This window comes from Roseovarius halophilus (ex Wu et al. 2025) (genome assembly GCF_047086965.1).
On record NZ_JBKOTX010000018.1, the window covers coordinates 1 to 24,400 of the forward strand.

Below are 24,400 nucleotides of genomic sequence, written 5' to 3' on the forward strand. Positions count from 1 at the left end.
GAAAGCGAAACAGAACCAGCTTCATAAGGCCGCCGCGCCCGATAAAACCGCCCCGCCGGGGGCGGGGCCCCCGCCCGCCGCGGCCGGGGCCGCCCTGCGCGAGGGCTTTGACGAGAACGACCCCACCACCTGGGGCAATCCCGGCCGGAACGAACCCTGTCCCTGCGGGTCGGGCAAGAAGTTCAAACACTGCCACGGGCGTCTGGGCTGAGGCTAGCCCCGGGCACGATGCTGCCGCATTTCCGACGCCAAGACGCCGCGGTTGGGCCATTGTGAGGTCACGGGGGCGGGTCAGCCTCCTTCCTAACGTGACCGTGGGAAGGGGGCCTAGGGATAATGTCCCGCATCAGACATATCGCCATGATCGTCGGCACGTTCAGTGTGGCGCTGGGCATCGGCTTCGTCATGCAGAACGGCGATGCCCTGGCCAGCCGGTTCGGCCTGGACGCTCCCGATGGGACCGCGCGTGCTGGTGCTGAGGGCATCACGCAGGCCTTGGCGCCCGCGGCTCAGTCTGCTGTCATGCGCATGAATCCTGCCCTCACGGCCGCCACGACGGAGCGGGCCGGTAGTGGTCCGAAACCGGCATTGCCGGACACGGGCCAGCGGCCCACAATGCCCGGTGCTCCGGTCCGCCTGGCCGCGATCGAAACGGACATGCCGCCCAAGCGGCCTGGTGTCCCCGCCAAAGACGCCGAAATCAACAGCGAGGCGTGCCCGGTCAGCGTGGCAGGCACACCCGAGGATGCGGCGATTGTTTCCCTGTGGATCTCGGCCCCGTGCCACGCCGGGTCACCACTCATCCTGCACCACCAGGGGCTGCGGGTCAGCGCCCGTGCCGACGCGCAAGGTGCTGTAACGCTGGACGTTCCGGCGCTTGCGCCCACGGCGGTCTTCGTCGCCGCCTTTCCCGATGGCGCGTCCGCCGTCGGCACGGTGCGCGTTCCCGATACCGGCCGCTACGACCGGGCAGTGCTGCAGTGGCGTGGTGCCGCTGACGTGATGCTGAGTGCTTATGAATTTGGCGCGGGTTTCGGTGAGGCGGGCCACATCTATCGTGGCAACACCGCTGACGCGGCCCGTGCGATCACCGGCGAGGGGGGGGTCCTGATGCGGCTTGGGGATGCTGCCGCCGACGAATCTCCGCACATGGCAGAGGTCTATACCTTCCCGTCGGGCCAGCATGACCGTGGCGATATCGCGCTGGTTGCCGAGGCCGGGATCACCGCCGGGAACTGTGGTGCCAAGCTGGCCGCCCAGAGCATCCAGATCCGTCCGGATGGCACGACCGAGGCGCAGGACATGACCCTGCGGGTTCCGGGGTGCGAGGCCGCCGGTGATTTTCTCCACCTGCAAGGCATGTTCGAGGATCTGAAGCTCGCAGCGCGATGATCGGGTGAGAGGCCCGCAGGGTCGCGCCGGGCGTGGGGGACGCCGATTTTTTGTCTCTGGCGGACCGGCCGACCGTGGAGCCGGTGATTGGTCACGCGAATGCGCGGCGCAATGCTACAAAAGTCCCTCGGCGCGAAAGCTCAACTCGCGCGACCGGCCGATCACTAGGTGGTCGTGCAGGGCGATGGCGAGCGCGCCCGCGGCCTCATGTATCTGGCGGGTCATGTCGATATCGGCCTCCGAAGGGGTCGGGTCGCCCGATGGATGGTTGTACACCAGGATCAGCGCCGAGGCGTTCAATTCCAGCGCCCGCTTGACAACCTCGCGCGGGTAGACGGGCACATGATCGACGGTGCCCTGACCTTGGGCCTCGTCGGCGATGAGGATGTTCTTGCGGTCAAGGAACAGGATACGGAACTGCTCGGTGTCGCGATGCGCCATGACCGTGTGGCAGTAATCCAGCACCGCGTCCCGGCTGCTGATGACGTGGCGTTGCAGGACCTTGGCGCGGGCCATGCGGTGGGCCAGCGCCTCGACGATCTTCAACTCGGTCGCTACGGCGGGGCCAACGCCCGCAACAGCCTCCAGGCGGGCGACCGGGGCCGAGAGCACGCCGTTCACGTCGCCGAAGGTCTCTATCAGGCGCCGGGCCAGGGGTTTGACATCCTGCCGCGGAATGGCGCGGAACAGGGCCAGTTCCAGGAGTTCGTAATCGGGCATGGCGGCCGCGCCACCGGTCCGGAACCTGTCGCGCAGGCGCTTGCGGTGATCGGCCAGGTAAGAAGGGGGACGCCCGCCTGGGCCGCGGGGCGCGTGTGGGCGTGCCTTCACCTCTTCGTCCCCGGACAGCAGGTCGGGCTGCAGGCCGGCCAGGGGGGCTTCGGAAAAGGCGCGTTGGTCCGACATACCGTCAGGTTTGCGGCGATTCCCTTACCGAAGCGTTAAGGCCCCTTACCCCTTCATGGATTCCCAGAAATTCTTCACCGACTTGAAGAAATTCGAGCTGTTGGGGTTGTTGTCCTCGGCCTGTTTCTCGAATTCCCGCAGCAGTTCCTTTTGCCGCGCGGTGAGGTTCACCGGGGTTTCGACGGACAGTTCGATGAACATGTCGCCGGCCCCGCCCCCGCGCAGGCTGGGCATTCCCTTTGAGCGCAGGCGCATCTGACGGCCCGACTGGCTGCCCGCCGGGATCTTCACGCGGCTGCGGCCACCGTCGATGGTGGGCACCTCGATGTCCCCGCCCAGGGCCGCCGTGGTCACCGAAACCGGCACCCGGCAGAAAAGGTGGTTGCCGTCGCGTTCGAACAGGTCGTGCTCAATCACGTCGATGAAGACATAGAGATCGCCGGACGGCCCGCCGCGCATGCCGGCCTCGCCCTCGCCGGCGTGGCGGATGCGGGTACCGGTCTCGACGCCCGGCGGCACGTTGACGGCAAGCTGCTTTTCGGTCTCGACGCGGCCCGCGCCGTGGCAGGTCTTGCAGGGGTTCTTGATCGTCTGGCCCATGCCGTTGCAGGTCGGGCAGGTCCGTTCGACGGTGAAAAAGCCCTGCTGCGCGCGGACTTTTCCCATGCCCGAACAGGTTGGGCAGGTCACCGGTTCGCTGCCGCCCTCGGCACCGGATCCGTCGCAGCTGCCGCAGTGCACCGAGGTCGGAATGGTGATCGTCTTCTGCGTGCCGGTATAGGCCTCTTCGAGGGTGACGCGCATGTTGTAGCGCAGGTCGCTTCCGCGCGCCGCGCGCGAACGTCCGCCGCCGGGGCCGCGGCCGCCCATGAAATCTCCGAAGAGGTCGTCGAAGACATCCGAGAAGGCGCTGGCGAAATCGCCCTGGCCCTGGAAACCGCCACCGGGACGACCGCCGCCACCGCCGCCCATGCCGCCCTCGAAGGCGGCGTGGCCGAAGCGATCGTAGGCCGCTTTCTTCTCCGGGTCCTTGAGAACCTCGTAGGCCTCGCCGGCTTCCTTGAACTGTTGCTCGGCGTCGGGGTTGTCGGTGTTCCGGTCCGGGTGCAGTTCCTTGGCCTTCTTGCGATAGGCCTTCTTGATATCGTCAGCATCGGCGCCCTTGGAGACCCCGAGAATCTCGTAATAGTCACGTTTGGACATTCGCGTTCCCCCCTATGGGTCGCAAAAGGCCGGCCCGCCACGATGTGCGGGCCAGCCTCGGAGCGTGATTTCCCTCAGGCGCGCTTGTTGTCGTCGTCGAGGTCTTCGAAGTCGGCGTCGACGATGTCCTCGTCGGCTTCGCCCACCCCGTCCTGCGGGGTCTCGGGGTCGGCGTCGCCGGACTCTTCGCCTTGGGCCTTGTAGATCGCCTCACCCAGCTTCATGGCCGCTTCGGTCACGTTCTGGATGCCCGAGCGGATTTTCTCCGGGTCCTCGCCCTCCAGGTTTTCCTTGAGCGCCGAGATCGCCAGCTCGATCGCCTCGATGGTGGACGGGTCGACCTTGTCGCCGTGGTCCTCCATCGACTTCTCGGTCGAATGGATCAGGCTTTCGGCCTGGTTGCGAGCCTCGACCAGGTCCTTGCGTTGCTTGTCGGCCTCGGCGTTCTCCTCGGCATCCTTGACCATCTGTTCGATGTCGTCCTCCGACAGACCGCCCGACGCCTGGATCGTGATCTTCTGATCCTTGCCGGTGCCCTTGTCCTTGGCCGAGACATTGACCACGCCGTTGGCGTCGATGTCGAAGGTCACCTCGATCTGCGGCATGCCGCGCGGCGCCGGCGGGATGTCCTCGAGGTTGAACTGGCCCAACAGCTTGTTGTCGCTGGCCATTTCGCGTTCGCCCTGGAACACGCGGATGGTCACGGCGTTCTGGTTGTCCTCCGCGGTCGAGAACACCTGGCTCTTCTTCGTCGGGATGGTCGTGTTGCGGTCGATCAGGCGCGTGAAGACACCGCCCAGCGTCTCGATACCCAGCGACAGTGGCGTGACGTCCAGCAGCACCACGTCCTTGACATCGCCCTGAAGCACACCGGCCTGGATGGCGGCGCCCATGGCGACGACCTCGTCGGGGTTCACGCCCTTGTGGGGTTCCTTGCCGAAGAACTTGGTGACCTCGTCAAAGACCTTGGGCATGCGGGTCTGACCGCCGACCAGGACGATCTCGTCGATGTCGTCGGTCGACAGGCCCGCGTCCTTGAGCGCGGCCTTGCAGGGCTTGATCGACGCCGTGACCAGATCACTGACCAGGCTTTCCAGCTTGGCGCGGGTCAGCTTCATGACCATGTGCAGCGGCGAGCCGTCAGCCCCCATCGAGATGAACGGCTGGTTCACCTCGGTCTGCGACGCGCTGGACAACTCGATCTTGGCCTTCTCCGCGGCCTCCTTAAGGCGCTGCAGCGCCATCTTGTCCTTGGTCAGGTCGACGCCGTGCTCTTTCTTGAACTCGTCGGCCAGGTAATTGACGATCCGCATGTCGAAGTCTTCACCGCCCAGAAAGGTATCCCCGTTGGTGGACTTCACCTCGAAGAGGCCGTCGTCGATTTCCAGGGTGGTCACGTCGAAGGTGCCGCCGCCGAGGTCATAGACCGCGATGGTCTTGGTCTCTTTCTTGTCGAGGCCATAGGCCAGCGCGGCGGCGGTCGGTTCGTTGATGATGCGCAGCACTTCGAGGCCCGCGATCTTGCCCGCGTCCTTGGTGGCCTGGCGCTGGGCGTCGTTGAAATAGGCGGGCACGGTGATGACGGCTTGGTCCACCTCTTCGCCAAGGTAGCTTTCGGCGGTTTCCTTCATCTTCTGCAGGATGAAGGCGGACACCTGGCTGGGGCTGTACTTGTCGCCCTTGGCTTCGACCCAGGCGTCGCCGTTGCCGCCGTCGACGACCGAGAACGGCATGTTCTTGTTGTCCTTGGCCAGGTCGCTGTCGTCCAGGCGACGGCCGATCAGGCGCTTGACGCCGAAAATGGTGTTTTCGGGGTTGGTGACGGCCTGGCGCTTGGCCGGCTGGCCGACAAGGCGCTCGTCGTCCGTGAAGGCAACGATCGAGGGCGTGGTGCGCGCCCCTTCCGCGTTCTCGACAACGCGGGATTGGCTGCCATCCATGATGGCAACGCAGGAGTTCGTGGTTCCTAGGTCAATTCCGATGACTTTGGCCATTTTACAAATCCCTTCCTTCAGGCGGTTTGAGCGGCCCGGGCCCGTTGTGGCACCCTGGCCTCATGGTTTCTGGTGAAGCGGGGTCATCCCCGCTCCGGATCACGGCGTATATAGGTAGGGTCAAAGAGGCCTGCAAGCAGGGGAAAGGCAATGGAATGAGCAAATTCGAGGAATCCGGTCAGGGTCTTGCGCCGACGCTGTGCTTGCGCGGGGTCGATCTCTGGCAATCCTGGCTGTCGCCCGAGGATCAGAAGATGATGCTGGCCGAGATTCGCGCGGTGGCCGCGCAGGCCCCGCTCTTCACGCCGGTCACGCCCTCGGGCAAGACCATGAGCGTGCGCATGACCGCGGCGGGCCGCTTCGGCTGGGTCACCGACAAGGCAGGCTATCGCTATGAGCGGCGCCATCCCGGCGGCATGGACTGGCCGCCGATCCCGCCCTCGGTCCTCGCAGCCTGGGAAGCGCTGTCGGGCAGCGACCGGGCGCCGGAATGCTGTCTTGTGAACTACTACCCGCCGGGGGCCCGCATGGGGATGCACCAGGATCGGGACGAAGCCGACTTCGCCCAGCCGGTGCTGTCGATCTCGCTGGGCGACGAGGCGCTGTTCCGGATCGGCAACACCACCCGGGGCGGCAAGACCGAGAGCGTCTGGCTGCGCTCGGGCGACGTGCTGCGCATGGGGGGCGCGGCGCGGCTGCTCTATCACGGGATCGACCGGGTCAAGGACGGCAGTTCCGCGCTGCTCAAGGACGGGGGGCGCATCAACCTGACGCTGCGCGTGGTCACCTGACCGGCACAGGGGCTATCGTGTCGCCTCGTGGCTGAGCGAAACATTCCGGCGGGCATAGAATTCCAGCATCAACCCGATCATTACCAGCACAACGCTGACCGTCAGCGCGTAGGAAATGGACGAAAACATCGGATTGTAATTGATAAAGGCGAACCCCCGCGCCTGGTCGATGGTGTGATAGAGCGGGTTCCAGTCGAACAGCGCCCGCATCGAGGCGGGCAGGGCGTTGGCCACGAACATCTTGCCGCTGGCGATCATCTGCGCGCGTCTGTACAATTGCGCGACGACGGCGACGAAATCGGGCAGCGACGGCTTGAGGCCCAGAAAGACCATGCCCGCTGCACAGCCCGAAAACCAGGCCAGCAACAGCATCCCCATGGCACCGACCGGATCTTCGATGGTGATCGGCGTGAATGCCGCGTGATAGATATAGAGAACGACCGCCACGGACAGCACCTGAATGTAGAGCGAACTCAGCGCCGAGGCCGAGATCGCCACAATCGTGTTCATGGGCGCGTGTTTCATCATCGCCGAGGCCGGACCCTCGGACCCCATTACGGCACCGACGGCCTTGATGTGGGTCATGAACAGAATGATCCCGGACATGATGTAAAGCATGAAATCGCCCCGGATCGCCGAGCCCCTAAGGCCCAGGATCGAGAATATGACATAGAAGACGAGGGCCAGAACCACCGTCTGCATGATGTTGATGAGCAGGCCGATCACGGCGTACCTGTGCTGCTTGCGGATGTCGCGGACGATGGAGTGATAGATCAACTCCATCATGTCCAGCGCCCCGCGCGACCTTGACTGTGCTCTGCGTGTCTCGAACATCGTGGCCGGCCTGCGTTGTTGCGCAGCAAGAATTGTAGGGAAATCTTGCAATTTTCTTTTCCTTTATTATAGGACCGCCCGAGACGATTATCAACGTGTCGCACCCCGGGGTGCGAGCCGGGAGCGATAAATTGGATTTCGAGACCCTCATACCTGTGGTGCGCCGGCTGGCGCTGGAGGCGGGTGACCTGATCATGGAGATCTACAACGCCCCGGACTTCGAGGTGCGCACCAAGAGCGACGACAGCCCCGTGACAGCGGCGGACGAGGCCGCGGACGCGCATATCGCGGCCGGGCTGCGCGCCGCCTTTCCCGATTTGGCGCTTGTGACCGAGGAACAGGCCGAGTCGCACGACCTGTCGGCATCGACCTTCCTGATCGTGGACCCGCTGGATGGCACCAAGGAATTCATCCACCGACGCGGCGATTTCACGGTGAACATCGCCTATGTGCTGGACGGCAGCCCGGTGCGCGGCGTGGTCTATGCCCCTGCCAAGGGCCGCCTGTTCTATACCGACGCCGGTGGAACGGCCCTCGAGGAGACCGGCCCCTTCGACAAGGCGGCCCCCGGCGAGACGCGGCCGATCCGTGTCGGAACGCCGGACAATGCCGCGCTCATGGTCGTGGCCTCGAAGTCGCACCGCGACAAGGCGACCGAGGACTATATCGCGAAATACGCCATCAAGGACAGCACCAGCGCGGGATCTTCGCTCAAGTTCTGCCTTGTCGCGACCGGCGAGGCCGATCTTTACCCTCGCTTCGGCCGGACCATGGAATGGGACACAGCCGCCGGCCATGCCGTGCTGACCGGGGCCGGCGGCGAGGTGGTACGCTTCGACGATCATCAGCCGTTGCGCTATGGAAAGGCGGGTTTCGCCAACCCCTTCTTCATCGCCCATGCCCCCGGCGTCGGGCTGAAACCGGCCTGATGTCTGTTCTCGTTGTCATCCCGGCGCGCTACGCCTCGACCCGCTACCCGGGCAAGCCGCTTGTCGCGTTGACGGGGGCTGGCGGCGTGGCGAAAACCCTGATCCAGCGCTCCTGGGAGGCCGCGGGCGCCGTCTCGGGGGTTGATCGCGTGGTCGTGGCCACGGATGACACCCGCATCCGCGACGCGGCGCGGGGGTTCGGCGCCGAGGTCGTGATGACCTCGGACACCTGCCGCAACGGCACCGAGCGTTGCGCCGAGGCCCTGGCCGCGCTCGGCGGCGGTTACGATATCGTCGTCAACCTTCAGGGCGATGCGCCGTTGACACCGGCCTGGTTCGTCGAGGATCTGGTCGAGGCCCTGGCCGATCACCCGGTGGCCGAGGTCGCCACGCCGGTGCTGCGTTGCGATGGCCGGGCGCTGAATGCACTTCTCGACGATCGCCGTCAGGGCCGGGTGGGCGGGACAACGGCGGTCTTCGGCACCAATCACAGCGCGCTCTATTTCTCCAAGGAGGTCATCCCCTTCACGCCCGGCCCCCATGCCGACGATGCGGAGACGCCCGTCTTTCACCATGTCGGCGTCTACGCCTATCGGCCCGCGGCCCTGGCGGCCTATGGCCGCTGGCCCCTCGGCGCGCTGGAAGCTCTGGAAGGCCTGGAACAATTGCGATTTATCGAACATGGTGTGCCGATGCTCTGTGTCGAGGTCACGGCGCGTGGGCGCCAGTTCTGGGAGCTGAACAACCCGGAGGACGTGCAGCGAATCGAAGAAATGATGGTAGACATGAATCACCCGTGACCCGGAACTCGGCGGTTTCCCCTTTGAGACCGTGCCGGGGTCATGCTTTTTATGAATGATATGAATGCAAGGGGCGCAGGGGTTTGGACCCGGCGTTGACGTTAAGAGGTACACAATGACGAAAAAACGCGTAACCAAAGCGATTTTTCCGGTGGCCGGGAAGGGGACAAGGTTCCTGCCGGCGACCAAGTCGGTTCCCAAGGAAATCATGACCCTCGTGGATCGGCCGCTTATCCAGTATGCCATTGACGAGGCGCGCGCGGCCGGCATTACGGAGTTCATCTTTGTCACCTCGCGCGGCAAGTCCGCGCTGGAGGATTATTTCGACCACGCCCCCGAGCTTGAGAACATGCTGCGCAAGTCGGGAAAGGACGCGCTTCTCGACACCCTCAAGTCCACTGACATGGACAGCGGGGCGATCGCCTATATCCGTCAGTACAAGGCGTTGGGCCTGGGCCACGCTGTCTGGTGCGCGCGGCGGCTGATCGGCGACGAGCCCTTCGCGGTGATACTGCCCGACGACGTGATCGCGGCCAAGACGCCCTGCCTGCAACAGATGGTCGAGGCCCATGCCGAGACCGGCGGCAGCATGGTGGCTGCCATGGAGGTGCCGCGCGACAAGACCGCGTCCTACGGCATTCTGGACGTCAAGGATGAGAAGGGGCCGACCGTCTCGGTCAACGGCATGGTCGAGAAACCCGCCGCCGACGAGGCCCCCTCGAACCTGGCGGTGATTGGGCGTTACATCCTGACCCCGGACATCATGCGCAATCTCAGCCGGATCAAGACGGGCTCGGGCGGGGAGATCCAGCTGACTGACGCCATCGCTGCCGAGATCGACGAGGGTCGCGAGGTGTTCGGCTACAGGTTCCAGGGCCATCGTTTCGATTGCGGCTCCAAGGTCGGGTTCTTGCAGGCGACCGTGGCCTTCGGCCTGGCCCGCGACGACCTGGGCGAGGAATTCGGCGACTACCTGCAAGAACTGATGTCGATGCGCCAGGCGGCCCAGTAAGCCGCCATGTCCATTTTCGCGCAGATGGATGCGGCGTCGCCTCGCGTCGCCCCGCGGTCGCCGGTCTTTGCCTACCGGATGCGCTGGAAGCGCCGCCGCCTCCTGCTGCGGGCCTGGCGGTTCCGCCACCAGTTGCAGCGGCTTCGCGTCGATTCCGCGCGCATCGAGGCCGCGCCGATCCTGGCCTTTTCGACCCTGCGCAATGAACGGGCGCGCTTGCCGCATTTTCTGGATCACAACCGCGCGCTCGGGGTCGGGCACTTCCTGATCGTGGACAATGACAGCGACGACGGCACGCAGGAATTCCTGCGCGGGCAGGCTGATGTCTCGTTCTGGCGGGCCGGGGGCAGCTACAAGCAGGCGCGCTTCGGCGTCGACTGGCTGACCTGCCTGCAGTTCCGCTTCGGACATGGCAAGTGGTGCCTTACGCTGGATGCCGACGAGCTGCTGGTCCTGCCCGGGGGGGCGCGACCTGCGGCAGCTTACCGCCCACCTCGATGCCACGGGACGCCGGGCCTTCGGCGCGCTGATGCTGGATCTGTTTCCCAAGGGCCCCGTGACCGCGGGAACCTTCGCGCCCGGGGACGACCCGCGCGACCATCTGCCCTGGTTCGACCCGCGGGGCTACCGCGCGCGACGGCACGCGGTCTTCGACAACCTCTGGATCCAGGGGGGGCCACGCGACAGGGTCTTCTTCACCGATCAGCCCGATCGCGCGCCGATGCTGTCCAAGACCCCGCTCATCAAGTGGCGCCGGAGTTTTGCCTATATCACCTCGACCCACCAGGCCTTGTCGATGCACCTCAACCGCGTGTTCGCGCCCGGTCGGCCGACCGGTGTTCTGCTGCACAGCAAGTTCCTGCCCGACATCGCCGCGAAATCGGCCGAGGAGCTGCACCGGCGCCAGCATTTCGAAAATGCCGACTTCTACACCGCCTATCACGAGAGCCTGATCGCGGGGGTGGACCTTTGGCATCCGGACGCGGCGCGCTATCAGGGGCCGCAACAGCTTGAATCCCTTGGGTTGATGACTGCCGGCGACTGGCGCTGATCTTGCCTGAACCACGGAATTGTTTAATGACTGGAAACCACCGATGCCGTTGAATGTGCCATACCGCTGGGGCGGCACTGGATGTGCAGCGCCGGTCCCGGCGCAGGGAGAAAGGTGACACTTGGGCCTTTGGCAATCATATCGGCTGCGATGGAAGCGCAAGGCCGCCCACCTGCGCGCCCGGCGCAAGTCGCGTGAACTGCGTGTCGTGCGCGACCGGACCGATCGGATCGGTTCGAAGGACATTATCGTATTCTCGACCCTGCGCAACGAGGACATCCGGCTTCCTTACTTTCTGCAATACTACCGAGAGCTTGGCGTCGATCACTTCATCATTGTCGACAACGATAGCGACGATGGCGGTCGCCAATACCTGGCCGCGCAGCCCGATGTCTCGCTCTGGACGACAAAGGCAAGCTATCGCCGTGCGCTCTGCGGGGTGGATTGGCTGAACTACCTGCAACGCAAGTATGGCCACGGCCACTGGACGCTGGTGGTGGACCCGGACGAGTTCTTTGTCTTCCCCTTTTGCGACACCCGTCCGATCCGGTCGTTGACGGACTGGCTAGAGGCGTCGGAAATCCGGTCATTCTCGGCCATGCTGCTGGACATGTATCCCAAGGGTCGGATCGACGCGGTGCCCTACCAGCGCGGGCAGGACCCGCTGGAGATCGCACCGTGGTTCGATGCGGGCAATTACACCATGTCCAAGAACCACCTCTACTACAATCTCTGGATCCAGGGCGGCCCACGCGCGGACGGCCTTCACCGAAAACCCGCGGCGCGCACCCGCGCTCAACAAGACGCCGCTGGTCAAGTGGGACAGGCGTTATGCCTATGTCAGCTCCACCCATATGCTGCTGCCGCGCGGGTTGAACCTGGTCTACGACGAATGGGGCGGAGAAAAGGCCTCGGGCGTTCTGTTGCACGCGAAGTTCCTCGATGTCTTCACCCACAAGGCGCGGGAGGAGTTGCAGCGCGGTCAGCACTACGCCAACAGCCATGAATACAAGGCCTATGCCGAGGAGCTGGCCGAGCATCCCGAACTGTGGTGCACGTGGTCCGAGAAATACATCAACTGGCGGCAGCTGGAAATCCTGGGCCTGATGTCCAAGGGGAACTGGGCATGAACCTCGGCGTTGGCATGCTGGTGCACACGGCGCTGGATCGCGCCGGGCAGGTGATCCGCCACTGGTCGGCGGCAGGGTGCCGGGTGGTGATCCACGTCGACCGCAACGTCGACCGGTCGACCTATGATGCCTTCGTCCAGTCGCTTGCCGATCTGCCGGATGTCCAGTTCAGCAAGCGCCACCGGTGTGAATGGGGCACCTGGGGCCTGGTGGCGGCCGCGCAAGCGGCGTCCGAACAGCTTCTGCGCAACTTTCCTCGGGTGCGCCATGTCTACCTCGCCTCGGGGGCCTGCCTGCCGCTGCGCCCGGTGGAGGATTTGCAGGACTACCTGGCCGCCCGGCCGCGCACGGATTTCATCGAGAGCGCGACCACCGCCGACGTTCCCTGGACGATCGGTGGCCTGGACGAAGAGCGTTTCACCCTGTGCTTTCCTTTCTCTTTCCGCCGACAGCGGTTCCTCTTCGACCGCTTTGTCGACTTCCAGCGTCGGCTCAAGCTGCATCGCAAGATCCCCGAGGGGATCGTCCCGCACATGGGGTCGCAATGGTGGTGCCTGACGCGGCAAACCCTTTCGGCGATCCTCGAGGACCCGGATCGGCCCGTCTACGACCGCTATTTCCGCCATGTCTGGATCCCGGACGAAAGCTATTTTCAGACCCTCGTGCGGCTTTATTCGCAAAACGTCGAAAGCCGGTCGCTGACGCTGTCCAAGTTCGACTACCAGGGCAAGCCGCACATATTTTACGACGATCACCTGCAGTTGTTGCGCCGCTCGGACTGTTTCGTGGCGCGCAAGATATGGCCCCGGGCCGATCTGCTGTACGACACCTTCCTGACATCGGCCAACCCCATGCGTGGAACCGAACCGAACCCCGGCAAGATCGACCGTGTCTTTTCAAAGGCGGTCGAACGCCGCAAGCGCGGGCGCGCGGGGCTGTACATGCAGTCGCGCTTGCCGCGCGAAGGGCACGAAAACGGCTTTACCGCGGCCCCCTATTCGGTGTTCGAGGGCTTCACCGAGCTGTTCGAGGATTTCGAACCCTGGCTGGCCCGCAACGCCGACACGCGCGTGCACTGACATCTTTTCGCGACCGACGATGTACAGTTCGAAGGACGACAGCGCACCCTTGCCGGCGGGCTGTGCAACAACCCGCGGCTGCGCGACCACAATGCGCGCATGTTCCTGACCAACCTGATCTGGAACACACGGGGCGAACACCAGTGCTTCCAGTTCGGCCCGCGCGACAGCCAGCTGATCACCGGGGAGCTGGCCCGTGATCCCAACGCGCAGATCAGCGTGATCACCGGTGCCTGGGCGATCCCGCTTTTCCTGTCCAATCGCAATTTCGCGGAGATCCGGGCCGAGGCGGCCGCGCTTCAGCGCATCGAGGCCGAGCACCTTGCGGCGCTGCGTGCGTACTGGTCCAAGGCGCGGGTGCGGATATGGACCCTGGCCGAGTTCGTCGAAAGCCCGATTGAGGCCCTGCAGACCACGCTGGACGACATGAGCCCCCAAACCCCGCGCGGGGTGACCGAGGCCCCGCGCATGGTCGATCTGGCCGGGTTCGCGCAGTTCCTGCAGAACCTCAAGAACCAGGGCATGCACCCCTACATGATGGGCGATTTCCCCTCGGACCCGGGCCCGCAGCACCCGCGCGGTCAGCAACGCAAACCCTATCTTGTCAGGTAAGACATGACTGAGTTCGATTATTTCGTGGTCTTCGCAGAGATGCGGACCGGGTCCAATTTCCTTGAGGCGAACATCAATGCGATGGAGGGCCTGCACTGCCACGGCGAGGCCTTCAATCCCGCTTTTATCAGCTATCCCAACCGCGAGGAGACGCTGGGCGTGACCCGCGCCGACCGCGACGCCGATCCCCAGCGTCTGCTGGGGTGCATCAAGGCCGCCAAGGGACTCAACGGGTTTCGTTTTTTCAATGACCACGACCCACGCGTCCTCGACGAAATCCTGGCCGATCCGCGCTGCGCCAAGATCGTCCTGACCCGCAATCCCGTCGACAGCTACGTCAGCCGCAAGATCGCGCAGGCCACCGGCCAGTGGAAGCTGACCAACGTCAAGCACGCCCGTGCCAGCGAAGTGGCCTTCGACGCGGCTGAGTTCGAGGCCCATGTCTCGGCCTTGCAGGCCTTTCAGGTGCGCCTGCTGGGCGGCTTGCAGAAGAGTGGCCAAACCGCGTTCTACCTGGCCTACGAGGACTTGCAGGACCTGGAGGTGATGAACGGGATGGCGCGGTTCCTGGGTAGCCCGGCGCGGCTCGCGGCGCTGGATCGGACCCTGAAAAAGCAGAACCCGGCCCCGGTTTCGGACAAGGTGCGCAACTTCGACCAGATGGAGGCGGCGCTGGCCCGGCTTGATCGGTTCAACCTGAACCGCACCCCGAACTTCGAACCCCGCCGCGGTCCCGTGGTGCCCGGCCATGTGGCGGCGGCGCAGTCGCCCCTACTGTTCCTGCCCGTCCAGGGTGGCCCGCAAGAGGCCGTCCTGGACTGGATGGCGGGTTTGGACGATGTCCGGCGTGACGCGCTACAGGGTGATTTCACCCAGAAAACCCTGCGCCAGTGGAAGCGCGCGCGGCCGGGCCATCGGAGCTTTACCGTACTGCGCCATCCGGTTGCCCGGGCCCACGCGGCCTTTTGTGACAAGATCCTGTCTACCGCGCCGGGCAGCTATTCGGAAATTCGCAAGGTGCTGCGCCAGCAGTTCAAACTCGATCTGCCAAAGGGCGACCCGGACGCCGCCTACAGCCCCCAGTCCCACCGCGTGGCCTTTCTCGGGTTCCTGCGGTTTCTCAAGGCCAACCTGGCCGGTCAGACCGCGGTCCGGGTCGACGCCTTCTGGGCCAGCCAGACGGCGGTGTTGCAGGGTTTCGCGGGGGTCACCCTTGCGGATATGATTCTGCGCGAGGACCGGTTGGAGGAAGACCTTGCCGGGCTGGCCGCGCAGGTCGGCAAAGCGACCATGCCGGTGGTCGAACAGCCCACCGATACACACGCCGGGCGGCTGTCAGAGATCTACGATCCCGAGATCGAGTCCGCCGTGCGCGCTGTCTACGCGCGCGATTACATCGGATTCGGTTTTGCTGATTACGCCGCCTGAGAGGTCGCGTGCTCGGTCAGGATGGTGAAGAGCGTCGCCGGGTCGTCGTTCGAACGGAGTTTTGAGCAAACCGATTCGTCCCGCAGGGTCCGCGAGACCAACGCCAGTGCCTTGAGGTGTTCGACGCTGGCAGATTCAGGCGCAAAGAGCGCGAAGACGAGGTCAACCGGCTGGCGGTCGACGGCGTTGAAATCCAACGGCTTCTTCAGGCGCAGGAACAGCCCGCAGACCCTCTCGAGGCCGGGCATCCGCGCGTGCGGCAGGGCGACGCCATGGCCCACGCCGGTGGGGCCAAGGCTTTCGCGGTCCAGTAGGGCATCGACGACGGAGGCGGTGTCAACCTCGAAGCAGCCCTCGGCCATCTCGGCGAGGGACCGGAACAGTTGCTTCTTGCTGCTGGCAGCCGCAATGACCCTCGTGCCCTCGGCAGGCAGAATTTCCGAGATTCGCATCTGTCGCTCGCTTTCCGTCTTCGACCGGCGCAGGGATCAGCCCGAATTGCGCGGGTCGATCCAGCCTATGTTGCCATCGTCGCGGCGGTAAACGACGTTGACCCCGCCATGTCCTTCGTTGCGGAACACCTGTACCGGCGCATCCGACAGTTCCATCTGCATGACCGCCTCTCCGACGGACAGGGCCGGGATTCGCGTCTCCATCTCGGCCACGATCATGGCGCTGACGTTGTCCGGCCCGGCATCCTCCGAGTCGCTGTTCGAGGCGAGGATATACGCACCGGCCCGCGAAAGTTCAACCGGCGTGGCGCGCTCCTTGTGATGGTCCTTCAGTCGCCGCTTGTAGCGTCTGAGTTGTTTGTCCATCTTGTCTCGGGCTGCGTCGAAGGCGGCGTAGATCTCGTGCGCCTGGCCCTTGGCCTGGGTGGTAAGACCGGTGGAAAGATGCACCACGGCCTCGCAGTTGAAGGCGCTTCCGCTCTTGGAGAAGATCACATTGGCATCGGTAGGGCGGCCGGAATACTTCTCGAACATTTCTCCCAGTTCCGTCTGAACGTGGGTTTGCAGGGCGTCGCCGATATCAATCTGTTTGCCGGTGATCTGATAGCGCATGTCTTCTCCTTCCAGGTTGCGACAGCAGGCGTGGCGCAGGCATATGCGCGGGGCCTCAGGTCATGCTGTCGTGAGGGATGACGCAGCGTGATCTCGGCCTGAGCGCACCCGTCGCCGGAACGGCGCGACAGGGGCAGGCGAGGGGAACCGTCTGTGTCATCACGTTCAGTTGGCGACAGGTGGGGCGGGCTTGTCAATGGCCAAGCACGGCCCCCGCGGCCTCCCGCCGTCAGCGCACGCGGAAGCTGTCACCGAGGTAGACACGGCGCACGTTCTCGTTCTCGATCACCTCGTCGGCGGTGCCGCTCATCAGCACTTTGCCATCGTGCAGGATGTAGGCGCGGTCGACGATCTGGAGGGTTTCGCGCACGTTGTGATCGGTGATGAGCACACCGATTCCACGGTTGCGCAGGTCCGAGACAAGGTGCCGGATCTCGCCGACCGCGATGGGGTCGACCCCCGCGAAGGGCTCGTCGAGCAGCACGTACTTCGGCCCCGCGGCCAGACAGCGGGCGATCTCGGCGCGGCGGCGCTCGCCACCCGACAGGGCCATCGCCGGGGCCTGACGCAGGTGCTCGATCGAGAACTCGCTGAGCAGTTCCTCGAGTCGTTCCCGTCGCCGCCGCCGGTCCTTCACCGCGATTTCGAGGATCGCCATGATGTTGTCCTCGACCGACAGGCCACGGAAAATCGACATTTCCTGCGGCAGGTAGCCGATCCCCAGCTTGGCCCGGCGATACATGGGCAGGGGTGTCACGTCGCGCCCGTCGATCATGACCTGCCCGCCCTCCGGGGTGATCAGCCCGGCGATGGCGTAAAAGCAGGTCGTCTTGCCCGATCCGTTGGGCCCTAGCAGCGCCACGACCTCGCCCCGGCCCAGGTCCATGCTGACATCACGGATGACAAGGCGCTTGCGGTAGGCCTTGCGCAGGTTGTGGATGCGCAGCCCGGCGCCGCCCTCGGTGACGCTCAATTCCGGCGTTTCGGTCATCTCAGCCGTCGTCCGGGTTCAGGATCGTGCGGACCTGGCCGTCCATCCGGGCGCTGCCCGTGCGCAGGTCGACGCGCATCCGCTCCGCCGAGAGCGCGCTGCCCCCCTGGGTGACCAGCACCTGGCCCTCCAGCACAAGCGTCCCGCCGGCAATGTCGTAATCGGCGCGCTGGGCTTCGGCGGCCTCTGTCGGGGTCACGAAGGTGACGCCGCCCGAGGCGCGCAGGTTGTCTATCGCGCCGGTCTGGTCGTTGTAGGTCACGTCCACCCGGGCCGCAGTCAGGCGAAGATCGCCCTGGCCGATCTCGACATTGCCCGAGAAACTGGCCTTGCCGGTGTCCTGGTCCACCTCGAGGCTGTCGGCGGTGATTTCCACCGGGGCAGTGGGGTCGGCATTGACCGCGCCCAGTGTCAGGTTGGTCTGGGCCGAAGCGCCGGTCGCCGCTGCCAGCGTGATGAACAGGGCCAGGGCCCAGGTCTTGCAGATGTGCACGTCGCTAATCCCCTTGCTGGGGCTGGTATACCAGCCGAACGCCGTCGTGGAAAAGCATCCTTTGCCCGGATGTCGTGCGGGGCGTGTCGATCAGAAGCTTTCCGGCGGTCAGGTCACCGAAGGGCGCGCGGACCTCCAACGCCCCGTCGGATTCGATCCGGCCCGCTGCGATATCGGCCGTCAGGCCCATGGTTTCCATCTTGTAACCGTTCGAGGTGGTGATCCGCGTCAGCCCGAACAGCCGCGCGCGCTGGGTTGCGGTGTCCATCTCGCCGTCACCGGCGCGCACTGCGATCTCGACCCCGCCGGCCGACGTGATATCCGCGCGCAGGGTGTCGATGTGGATGAGCGTACCGTCCGGCCGGGCCTGTTTGGCCGTGACCTCGATGACCGACCCGTCGTCGGCCATGCCGGTGATCTGCGCCCCCGAGACGCGGGGGTCGCGGGCGATTTCCTCGATCTCGGCGTAGGGGATGTCGCCGCCGGGCAGCGGCGCCCGGGCCAGCAGAAAGATGGTCGACATCAGCGCCAGCGCCGCCAGCGGCAGGCCCACCTTGAGGATGGCCACCCACCGCGAACTGAGCTGGTCGGTCCTGGCCATGTCAGACCACGCCCGCCCTCAGGCAGTCGTGGATGTGCAGGATGCCCACCACCCGTCGCGAGCCTTGGGGATCGACGACGAACAGGCAGGTGATCTGGTTGTCCTCCATCACCGCCACGGCCTCTTCGGCCAGAGAGTCGGGGCCGATGGTGCGCGGGTCGCGGGTCATGACCTCGCCCGCGGCGCGGTCCAGCAGGCCGGCCATGTTCCGCCGCAGGTCGCCGTCGGTCACCACGCCTGCGAGGCCGCCCTGGTGATCGAGCACGCCGACCACGCCGAAGCCTTTCTGGCTGATGGTCAGCAGGCTCTCGCTCATGGGTGTGTCCGCCTCCGCCAGGGGCATGCGGTCGGCCCCGTGCATCAGGTCGCGCACCCGCGACAGCCGCGAGCCAAGCTTGCCGCCCGGGTGATAGGCACGGAAATCCTCGGCGGTGAAGGCGCGGTGATCCATCAGCGATACCGCCAGCGCATCGCCCAGGGCCAGGGTCATGGTGGTGGAATTCGTCGGCACGACGCCGGTGGTGCAGGCCTCGCCGGTGCGGGGCATCGCGACAAGGATGTCCGCTTCGCGGCCCAGGGTGCTTTCGGCGCGGCTGGTCAGCCCGATCAGCGGGATGCCGAAACGGCGGGTGTAGGACAGCAGGTTGGCCAGCTCCGGCGCCTCGCCCGAGTTGGAGATCGCCAGGACCACGTCCGCGCGGGTGATCATGCCCAGGTCGCCGTGGCTGGCCTCGGCGGGGTGGACGAACTGTGCAGGCGTGCCTGTACTGGCGAAGGTCGCGGCGATCTTGCGCGCGATATGGCCGGATTTGCCGATCCCCGAGACGATCACCCGGCCCGGCGTTTCCAGGATCTTTTCGACCGCCGCCGCAAAGCCGCCGTCGAGCGTTTCGGCCAGGGTTTCCAGCGCAGCGGCCTCGGCCCGGATCACGCCGCGGGCGGTGTCGAGGAACTTGGTCGCGCGGTTGCCGTTCCTGTCCATGTCAGTGGGCGAAGATGTCGATTTCGGGCCAACCGGCCAGGTCCAGCCGCGCCCGCATCGGAAGGAAATCAAAGCAGGCGGCGGCCATCTCGGTGCGGCCTTCGCGGGCCAGACGGGCATCCAGCGCCTTTTTGAGGCGGTGCAGGTAGAGGACATCCGAGGCGGCATAGTCCAGCTGCGCTGCCGTCAGTTCGGCCGCGCCCCAGTCGCTTTGCTGCTGGTGCTTGGAAATGTCGATGTCGAGCAATTCCTGCAGGAGGTTCTTGAGCCCGTGCCTATCGGTGTAGGTGCGCGTCAGCTTGCTGGCGATCTTGGTGCAGTAGACCGGGGCCGCCAGCGCGCCGAAGGCGTGATCCAGCGCGGCGATGTCGAAGCGGCCGAAATGGAACAGCTTCAGCACCTTCGGGTCGGTCAGCAGGCGGCACAGGTTGGGGGCCTCTGTCTGGCCATGTTTGACCTGCACCAGGTGGCAATCGCCATCGCCCGCCGACATCTGCACCAGACACAGCCGATCCCGGTGCGGGTTCAGGCCCATCGTCTCGCAGTCGATCGCAACGATCGGACCAAGGCTCAGCCCATCGGGCAGGTCGCGCTCGTAAAGGTGGTTTGCCATCGTTTCCATCGTCTCCTGCTAGGGGAGGGATGGTGCCCAGAAGAGGACTCGAACCTCCACGTCCATACGGACACCAGCACCTGAAGCTGGCGCGTCTACCAATTCCGCCATCTGGGCACAGATGTCGTGGAAGCGGCATTTACGCCCGCACGACGGCGCTGTCAACGCGTTTCCGGCTGTTTTTTCGCAGGTCCACGGACCGGTGGCGGTGTTTGCCGAGCCGCAGCCCGAAACCACCTTGTTTGTCGGCCCCCCGGGCGATAAACGCGGGGCAGCGGCAGACACGAGGGGTAGGGCCATGTCCAAGCTTGTCACCATTTTCGGCGGGTCCGGGTTTCTGGGGCGCTACATCGCCCAGCGCATGGCCAAGGCGGGCTGGCGCGTGCGCGTCGCGGTGCGCCGCCCGAACGAGGCCATGTTCGTCAAACCCTATGGTGTGGTCGGCCAGGTCGTGCCGGTGTTCTGCAACATCCGCGACGACAACAGTGTGCGCGAGGTTCTTCGCGGGGCCGATGTGGCGATCAACTGCGTGGGCACATTCGATGCCTTCGGCAAGAACAACTTCGATGCGGTGCAGGCCGAGGGGGCCGAGCGCATCGCCCGGATCTCGGCCGAGGAGGGCGTGCAGCGCATGGTGCAGATTTCGGCCATCGGCGCCGATGCCGAGGCCGACAGCGCCTATGCCCGCACCAAGGCCGCGGGCGAGGCCGGGGTGCTGGCGCATATGCCCGAGGCGGTGATCCTGCGGCCCTCGGTGCTGTTCGGCCACACCGATGCCTTCTTCAACCGTTTCGCGGCGATGACAACCTACAGCCCCGTCCTTCCGGTCGTGGGCGCCGAGACGCGCTTTCAGCCGGCCTATGTGGATGACGTGGCCGAGGCCGCGGCCCAAGGCGCGCTGGGTCGCGCTGCGCCGGGTGTCTACGAACTTGGCGGGCCGGACGTGAACACCTTCCGCGAGTTGATGCAGCAGATGCTGGGCATGATCCGGCGCCGTCGCCTGATCCTGAACATGCCGTTCTGGATGGCCGGGCTGATGGCGCGTGTCTTCGCGCTGGGCGAGCGGATGAGCTTCGGCCTGCTCAAGGGGCCGATAAGCCGCGACCAGGTGCTGCAATTGCAACGGGACAACGTCGTGTCTGAGGGCGCGCGCGGCTTTGCCGAGCTTGGCATTTCGCCCAAGTCGCTGGAGGCGATCCTGCCCGACTACCTGTGGCGTTTCCGCCCCTCGGGCCAGTATTCGGCCATGAAGGACTCGGCCCGGAACCTGAAAAGCTAGGTATAGGCGATCACCAGCAAGGTGATGCCAAGGATCACCCGGTAGATCACGTAGGGTGTGAAACTGACCGAGCTCAGCAGGCGCATCATCAATGAGAGCGCCAGTAGCGCCGCGACAAAGGCCATGGCGGCGGCCAGTGCGCCGTCACGGGCGGCCCCCGCATCTGCGGTCAGTGCCACCTCTGCCCCCAGCAGCACGCCCGACGCGAGGATGACCGGGATCGACATCAGCATGGCCAGTTTTGCGCCGTCCTCGCGGGCATAGCCAAGGTGCCGCGCGGCGGTGATGGTGATCCCGGAGCGCGAGGTGCCGGGGATCAGCGCCAGGGCCTGCCAGGCCCCCATGACGACGGCATCACGCAGGGTCCAGTTGCCGGCCGTCTTGTCCACCCCGCCTGTCTGGTCGGCCCAGTAGAGCACCAGGCCGAAGATCAGCATGGTCCAGCCGATGAGCGCCACGGAGCGCATGGCGGCATCCAGCCCGGTCAGTTTCAGAACCAGCCCGAAGAGAACCGCCGGGACCGTGGCGACAATCAGCAGAAGGGCAAGCCGGGCGCCTTCGGTATCCGTGCGGCCTCTGGCCAGGCGCGGAAGCCCCAGCATGGCCCCGCGCACGTCACGCCAGAAATAAAGAACGACCGCCAGCAAGGTGCCCACGTGAACCGCCACGTCTATCACAAGGCCCTGGTCGGCCCGGCCCGTCAGCTGCGGCAGCAGGATCAGGTGCCCGGACGAGGACACGGGCAGAAACTCGGTGATGCCCTGGATCACGGAGACAAGGACGAGGGTAAAAAGGGGCATGGGTCCGCCTGATTCGTTTCCCTTCGTTTCTAAACAAGGCAGAGAATTGCGAAAGATCGGGAAATAGGTCCGGAGCGGAACGAAAAATCTGTTCCAGGCCCGTTTTTGCTGCGGCGCGGCAGGAGATTTCCTATAAATAGGTCAGTTATTATGACTTTTATTCTGGCTCCGATCAGTTTACATCAAAGCTTCCAAGTGACTCTGTAGGAGGACGGAACGTGTCTGGTCAGAAGATGCTCAAGTTCGTCGATGTGGAACGGGACATGCCGGACAAGCGTCCGCCCGACCTTCGACGCACGGATTTCCACGAGATCTACGCTGAATATGCCGACGAAAAGGCCAAGGGACAGGCCGCGCGGTGCAGTCAGTGTGGTGTGCCCTACTGCCAGTCGCACTGTCCGCTGCACAACAACATCCCCGACTGGCTGCGCTTGACGGCGGAAAACCGTCTCCAAGAGGCCTATGAGCTGAGCCAGGCCACCAACACCTTTCCCGAGATCTGCGGCCGCATCTGCCCGCAGGATCGTCTGTGCGAGGGCAACTGCGTGATCGAGAAGGCCGGCCACGGCACCGTCACCATCGGCCAGGTCGAAAAATACATCACCGACACCGCCTGGGACGAAGGCTGGGTCAAGCCCATCGTGCCCCACGCGGAGCGCTCCGAAAGCGTCGGCATCATCGGCGCCGGCCCCGCCGGGCTGGCCGCGGCCGACAAGCTGCGCCGCGAGGGTATCAAGGTCACGATCTATGATCGCTATGACCGCGCGGGCGGGCTGATGACCTATGGCATTCCCGGCTTCAAGCTGGAAAAGGACATTGTCATGCGCCGAAACGATCAGCTTGAACAGGGCGGGGTCGAGTTCGTGCTCAACTGTGACGTGGGCGATGACCTGTCCTTCGATGCCATCCGCGGCAAGCACGACGCGGTTCTGATCGCCACCGGCGTCTACAAGTCGCGCGAATTGCAGGCCCCGGGGTCGGGGGCCGATGGGATCGTGCGCGCCATCGATTACCTGACAGCCTCCAACCGCAAGAGTTTTGGCGACGTGGTCGAGGAGTTCGAAAACGGCGAGTTGAACGCGGCGGGCAAGAAGGTCGTCGTCATCGGCGGCGGTGACACGGCCATGGACTGCGTGCGCACCGCCACCCGGCAGGGCGCGGAAAGCGTGAAATGCCTCTATCGCCGTGATCGCGACAACATGCCCGGTTCGCAGCGCGAAGTGAAAAACGCCGAGGAAGAAGGCGTGGAATTCGTCTGGCTGACGGCGCCCAAGGGCTTTGCCGGTGATGCGGTCGAGGGGGTCATGGTCCAGCAGATGCGCCTGGGCGCCCCCGATGCCAGTGGCCGCCAGATGCCCGAGGTGATCGAGGACAGCGACTACGTGGAAGAGGCCGACCTGGTCATCAAGGCGCTGGGATTCGAACCCGAGGAGCTGCCCAAGCTCTGGGGTGTCGAGGGCCTGGAGGTAACCCGCTGGGGCACCGTCAAGGCCGAGTTCACCACCGGTCGGACCAGCCTCGATGGCGTGTTTGCCGCCGGGGACATCGTGCGCGGGGCCAGTCTCGTGGTATGGGCCATTCGCGACGGATGCGACGCCGCCGACGCGATCCTGGACTATGCGTCGCAGGGGGCCGCGATTGCGGCGGAATAGGGTGCCGCCGGAACATCGCTGCGGCCCTGGCCGCCGCCGCACCACCACGCAGGAGGGCCGGATGAAAATCGCAGGAGTCATGACCGCCGCCGTCGCGCTGGCTGCGCCCGGCCTGGCACAAGGCCAGACGTTCGACCTGCCGCCGGGCTGCGAGGCCTTCGTGACGGTCCAGGGCAAGGATTGCACGGTCAGTCACATGTTCACCTGCGAGGACGATCCCGAGGGCCACACCCGCCGCGCGGAGCTGGACGAGGAAATGATCACCTACATCGGCCGCGTCGATTCCGAGGCGCAGTGGATCGAGAGTTTCCACCTGACCACGCGCCACACCGAGCGGCTGGAAAGCAGCCCCGCCGACCGGGCCTCGCTGACCGAGCTTCTGGCCACCGACCGCGACACCTGGGATTTCGTCACGCAAAGCGCCGAGATCGGCCCGACCCGCTATACCGGCGAGGACCGTTTGACCGGCGAGAGCATGGTGATTGACGGTGTCACCCTGTTGCGCACGGAATACGAGATCACCGCCCGCGGCGCCGATGGCGAGGAGCTGTGGCGCGGGCAGGGGCGCGAATTTGTCCATCCCGACTGGCGCGTCTTCCTGTCGGGCAAAAGCGCCTACACAACCCCCGATGACAGCTACGAGATTGACGGCACGCCCGTGGAGTTCATCTTTCCCGGCGAGCCGGGCTTTCTTTCCGTCAACCCGAAATACGGCTGCGGCGTCGTGATGTCGTCGCTGGCCGCGGACTGACCGACACCCCCTT

At 65.2% G+C, this 24,400-nt stretch carries 23 protein-coding genes, 1 tRNA gene and 3 pseudogenes; 14 read left to right on the forward strand and 13 right to left on the reverse strand.

What is annotated here, in order from left to right; genetic code table 11:
- Both ACH107_RS05490 and ACH107_RS05495 read left to right on the forward strand, forming a co-directional pair.
- Positions 1 to 211, forward strand: a 211-nt coding sequence (locus ACH107_RS05490) for an SEC-C metal-binding domain-containing protein (RefSeq protein ID WP_412504969.1), incomplete at its 5' end; no start/stop codon positions are given.
- A 149-nt stretch (positions 212 to 360) separates the two neighbouring features.
- Complete coding sequence (locus ACH107_RS05495) at positions 361 to 1,392, forward strand: hypothetical protein (RefSeq protein ID WP_412504970.1); 1,032 nt, start codon at positions 361 to 363, stop codon at positions 1,390 to 1,392.
- Between the two features lie 114 nt (positions 1,393 to 1,506).
- Here the strand turns inward: ACH107_RS05495 and radC are convergent, their stop codons facing one another.
- From radC to dnaK, 3 genes are all read right to left on the reverse strand, one after another.
- Entirely contained in the window at positions 1,507 to 2,298 is a 792-nt protein-coding gene (radC, locus tag ACH107_RS05500; RefSeq protein WP_412504971.1) for a RadC family protein, read from the reverse strand.
- A 45-nt stretch (positions 2,299 to 2,343) separates the two neighbouring features.
- On the reverse strand, positions 2,344 to 3,501 hold the full coding sequence (dnaJ, locus tag ACH107_RS05505) for a molecular chaperone DnaJ (RefSeq protein WP_310690025.1): 1,158 nt from the start codon (positions 3,499 to 3,501) through the stop codon (positions 2,344 to 2,346).
- A 74-nt stretch (positions 3,502 to 3,575) separates the two neighbouring features.
- Positions 3,576 to 5,495, reverse strand: a complete 1,920-nt coding sequence (dnaK, locus tag ACH107_RS05510; RefSeq protein WP_412504972.1) for a molecular chaperone DnaK — start codon at positions 5,493 to 5,495, stop codon at positions 3,576 to 3,578.
- Positions 5,496 to 5,650: 155 nt separating this feature from the next.
- Between dnaK and ACH107_RS05515 the strand changes: the two genes are divergently transcribed.
- The gene (locus tag ACH107_RS05515; protein WP_412504973.1) at positions 5,651 to 6,286 is read left to right on the forward strand and encodes an alpha-ketoglutarate-dependent dioxygenase AlkB family protein; all 636 of its coding nucleotides are present in this window, start codon (positions 5,651 to 5,653) and stop codon (positions 6,284 to 6,286) included.
- Positions 6,287 to 6,298: 12 nt separating this feature from the next.
- Here the strand turns inward: ACH107_RS05515 and ACH107_RS05520 are convergent, their stop codons facing one another.
- Positions 6,299 to 7,120, reverse strand: a complete 822-nt coding sequence (locus tag ACH107_RS05520) for an ABC transporter permease (RefSeq protein ID WP_412504974.1) — start codon at positions 7,118 to 7,120, stop codon at positions 6,299 to 6,301.
- Between the two features lie 131 nt (positions 7,121 to 7,251).
- On the opposite strand from ACH107_RS05520, the gene cysQ reads away from it, so the two are divergent.
- From cysQ to ACH107_RS05560, 8 genes and pseudogenes are all read left to right on the forward strand, one after another.
- The gene (cysQ, locus tag ACH107_RS05525) at positions 7,252 to 8,049 is read left to right on the forward strand and encodes a 3'(2'),5'-bisphosphate nucleotidase CysQ (RefSeq protein ID WP_310690022.1); all 798 of its coding nucleotides are present in this window, start codon (positions 7,252 to 7,254) and stop codon (positions 8,047 to 8,049) included.
- Positions 8,049 to 8,849, forward strand: coding sequence for a manno-octulosonate cytidylyltransferase (locus ACH107_RS05530; protein ID WP_310690021.1), 801 nt, complete (start codon positions 8,049 to 8,051; stop codon positions 8,847 to 8,849). The genes cysQ and ACH107_RS05530 overlap by 1 nt, the downstream gene beginning before the upstream one ends.
- A 115-nt stretch (positions 8,850 to 8,964) precedes the next feature.
- Positions 8,965 to 9,861, forward strand: coding sequence for a UTP--glucose-1-phosphate uridylyltransferase GalU (galU, locus tag ACH107_RS05535; protein ID WP_412504975.1), 897 nt, complete (start codon positions 8,965 to 8,967; stop codon positions 9,859 to 9,861).
- A 78-nt stretch (positions 9,862 to 9,939) separates the two neighbouring features.
- A pseudogene (locus ACH107_RS05540) lies at positions 9,940 to 10,266 on the forward strand (glycosyltransferase family 2 protein); the annotation flags it as partial.
- Positions 10,267 to 10,294: 28 nt separating this feature from the next.
- Positions 10,295 to 10,912: a hypothetical protein gene (locus ACH107_RS05545; RefSeq protein WP_412504996.1), complete on the forward strand. Its 618-nt coding sequence runs from the start codon at positions 10,295 to 10,297 to the stop codon at positions 10,910 to 10,912.
- A gap of 145 nt (positions 10,913 to 11,057) precedes the next feature.
- A pseudogene (locus ACH107_RS05550) lies at positions 11,058 to 12,042 on the forward strand (glycosyltransferase family 2 protein).
- A pseudogene (locus tag ACH107_RS05555) lies at positions 12,039 to 13,733 on the forward strand (beta-1,6-N-acetylglucosaminyltransferase). Before ACH107_RS05550 ends, ACH107_RS05555 begins: the two co-directional pseudogenes overlap by 4 nt.
- A gap of 3 nt (positions 13,734 to 13,736) precedes the next feature.
- Positions 13,737 to 15,161 carry a sulfotransferase family 2 domain-containing protein gene (locus ACH107_RS05560; protein WP_310690017.1) on the forward strand — a complete coding sequence of 475 codons (1,425 nt, stop codon included), beginning with the start codon at positions 13,737 to 13,739 and terminating at the stop codon, positions 15,159 to 15,161.
- Here ACH107_RS05560 and ACH107_RS05565 read toward each other — a convergent pair.
- From ACH107_RS05565 to ACH107_RS05600, 8 genes are all read right to left on the reverse strand, one after another.
- On the reverse strand, positions 15,149 to 15,613 hold the full coding sequence (locus tag ACH107_RS05565; protein WP_310690016.1) for a PTS sugar transporter subunit IIA: 465 nt from the start codon (positions 15,611 to 15,613) through the stop codon (positions 15,149 to 15,151). The genes ACH107_RS05560 and ACH107_RS05565 overlap by 13 nt on opposite strands.
- 36 nt (positions 15,614 to 15,649) lie before the next feature.
- Positions 15,650 to 16,225, reverse strand: coding sequence for a ribosome hibernation-promoting factor, HPF/YfiA family (hpf, locus tag ACH107_RS05570; RefSeq protein WP_412504976.1), 576 nt, complete (start codon positions 16,223 to 16,225; stop codon positions 15,650 to 15,652).
- 229 nt (positions 16,226 to 16,454) lie between these two features.
- A complete protein-coding gene (gene lptB, locus ACH107_RS05575) occupies positions 16,455 to 17,216 on the reverse strand; it encodes an LPS export ABC transporter ATP-binding protein (protein ID WP_310690014.1) in 762 nt (253 codons plus the stop codon).
- 1 nt (position 17,217) lies between these two features.
- Positions 17,218 to 17,709 carry a lipopolysaccharide transport periplasmic protein LptA gene (lptA, locus tag ACH107_RS05580; protein WP_412504977.1) on the reverse strand — a complete coding sequence of 164 codons (492 nt, stop codon included), beginning with the start codon at positions 17,707 to 17,709 and terminating at the stop codon, positions 17,218 to 17,220.
- Between the two features lie 4 nt (positions 17,710 to 17,713).
- On the reverse strand, positions 17,714 to 18,310 hold the full coding sequence (locus ACH107_RS05585; RefSeq protein WP_310690012.1) for a hypothetical protein: 597 nt from the start codon (positions 18,308 to 18,310) through the stop codon (positions 17,714 to 17,716).
- A gap of 1 nt (position 18,311) precedes the next feature.
- Positions 18,312 to 19,292 (reverse strand): KpsF/GutQ family sugar-phosphate isomerase, encoded by a 981-nt coding sequence (locus tag ACH107_RS05590; protein ID WP_412504978.1) that lies wholly within the window; start codon positions 19,290 to 19,292, stop codon positions 18,312 to 18,314.
- A 1-nt stretch (position 19,293) separates the two neighbouring features.
- Complete coding sequence (locus ACH107_RS05595) at positions 19,294 to 19,905, reverse strand: ribonuclease D (protein ID WP_310690058.1); 612 nt, start codon at positions 19,903 to 19,905, stop codon at positions 19,294 to 19,296.
- A 30-nt stretch (positions 19,906 to 19,935) separates the two neighbouring features.
- Positions 19,936 to 20,022: transfer RNA gene (locus ACH107_RS05600), tRNA-Leu, on the reverse strand.
- A gap of 181 nt (positions 20,023 to 20,203) precedes the next feature.
- On the opposite strand from ACH107_RS05600, the gene ACH107_RS05605 reads away from it, so the two are divergent.
- Positions 20,204 to 21,184, forward strand: a complete 981-nt coding sequence (locus ACH107_RS05605; protein WP_412504979.1) for a complex I NDUFA9 subunit family protein — start codon at positions 20,204 to 20,206, stop codon at positions 21,182 to 21,184.
- On the opposite strand, the gene ACH107_RS05610 is transcribed toward ACH107_RS05605, so the two are convergent.
- Positions 21,181 to 21,984 (reverse strand): undecaprenyl-diphosphate phosphatase, encoded by an 804-nt coding sequence (locus ACH107_RS05610; protein WP_412504980.1) that lies wholly within the window; start codon positions 21,982 to 21,984, stop codon positions 21,181 to 21,183. The two genes, ACH107_RS05605 and ACH107_RS05610, sit on opposite strands and share 4 nt — an antisense overlap.
- Before the next feature lie 218 nt (positions 21,985 to 22,202).
- On the opposite strand from ACH107_RS05610, the gene ACH107_RS05615 reads away from it, so the two are divergent.
- Both ACH107_RS05615 and ACH107_RS05620 read left to right on the forward strand, forming a co-directional pair.
- Positions 22,203 to 23,636 (forward strand): NAD(P)-dependent oxidoreductase, encoded by a 1,434-nt coding sequence (locus ACH107_RS05615; RefSeq protein WP_412504981.1) that lies wholly within the window; start codon positions 22,203 to 22,205, stop codon positions 23,634 to 23,636.
- 61 nt (positions 23,637 to 23,697) lie between these two features.
- Entirely contained in the window at positions 23,698 to 24,387 is a 690-nt protein-coding gene (locus tag ACH107_RS05620; protein ID WP_412504982.1) for a hypothetical protein, read from the forward strand.
- Positions 24,388 to 24,400: the final 13 nt, after the last annotated feature.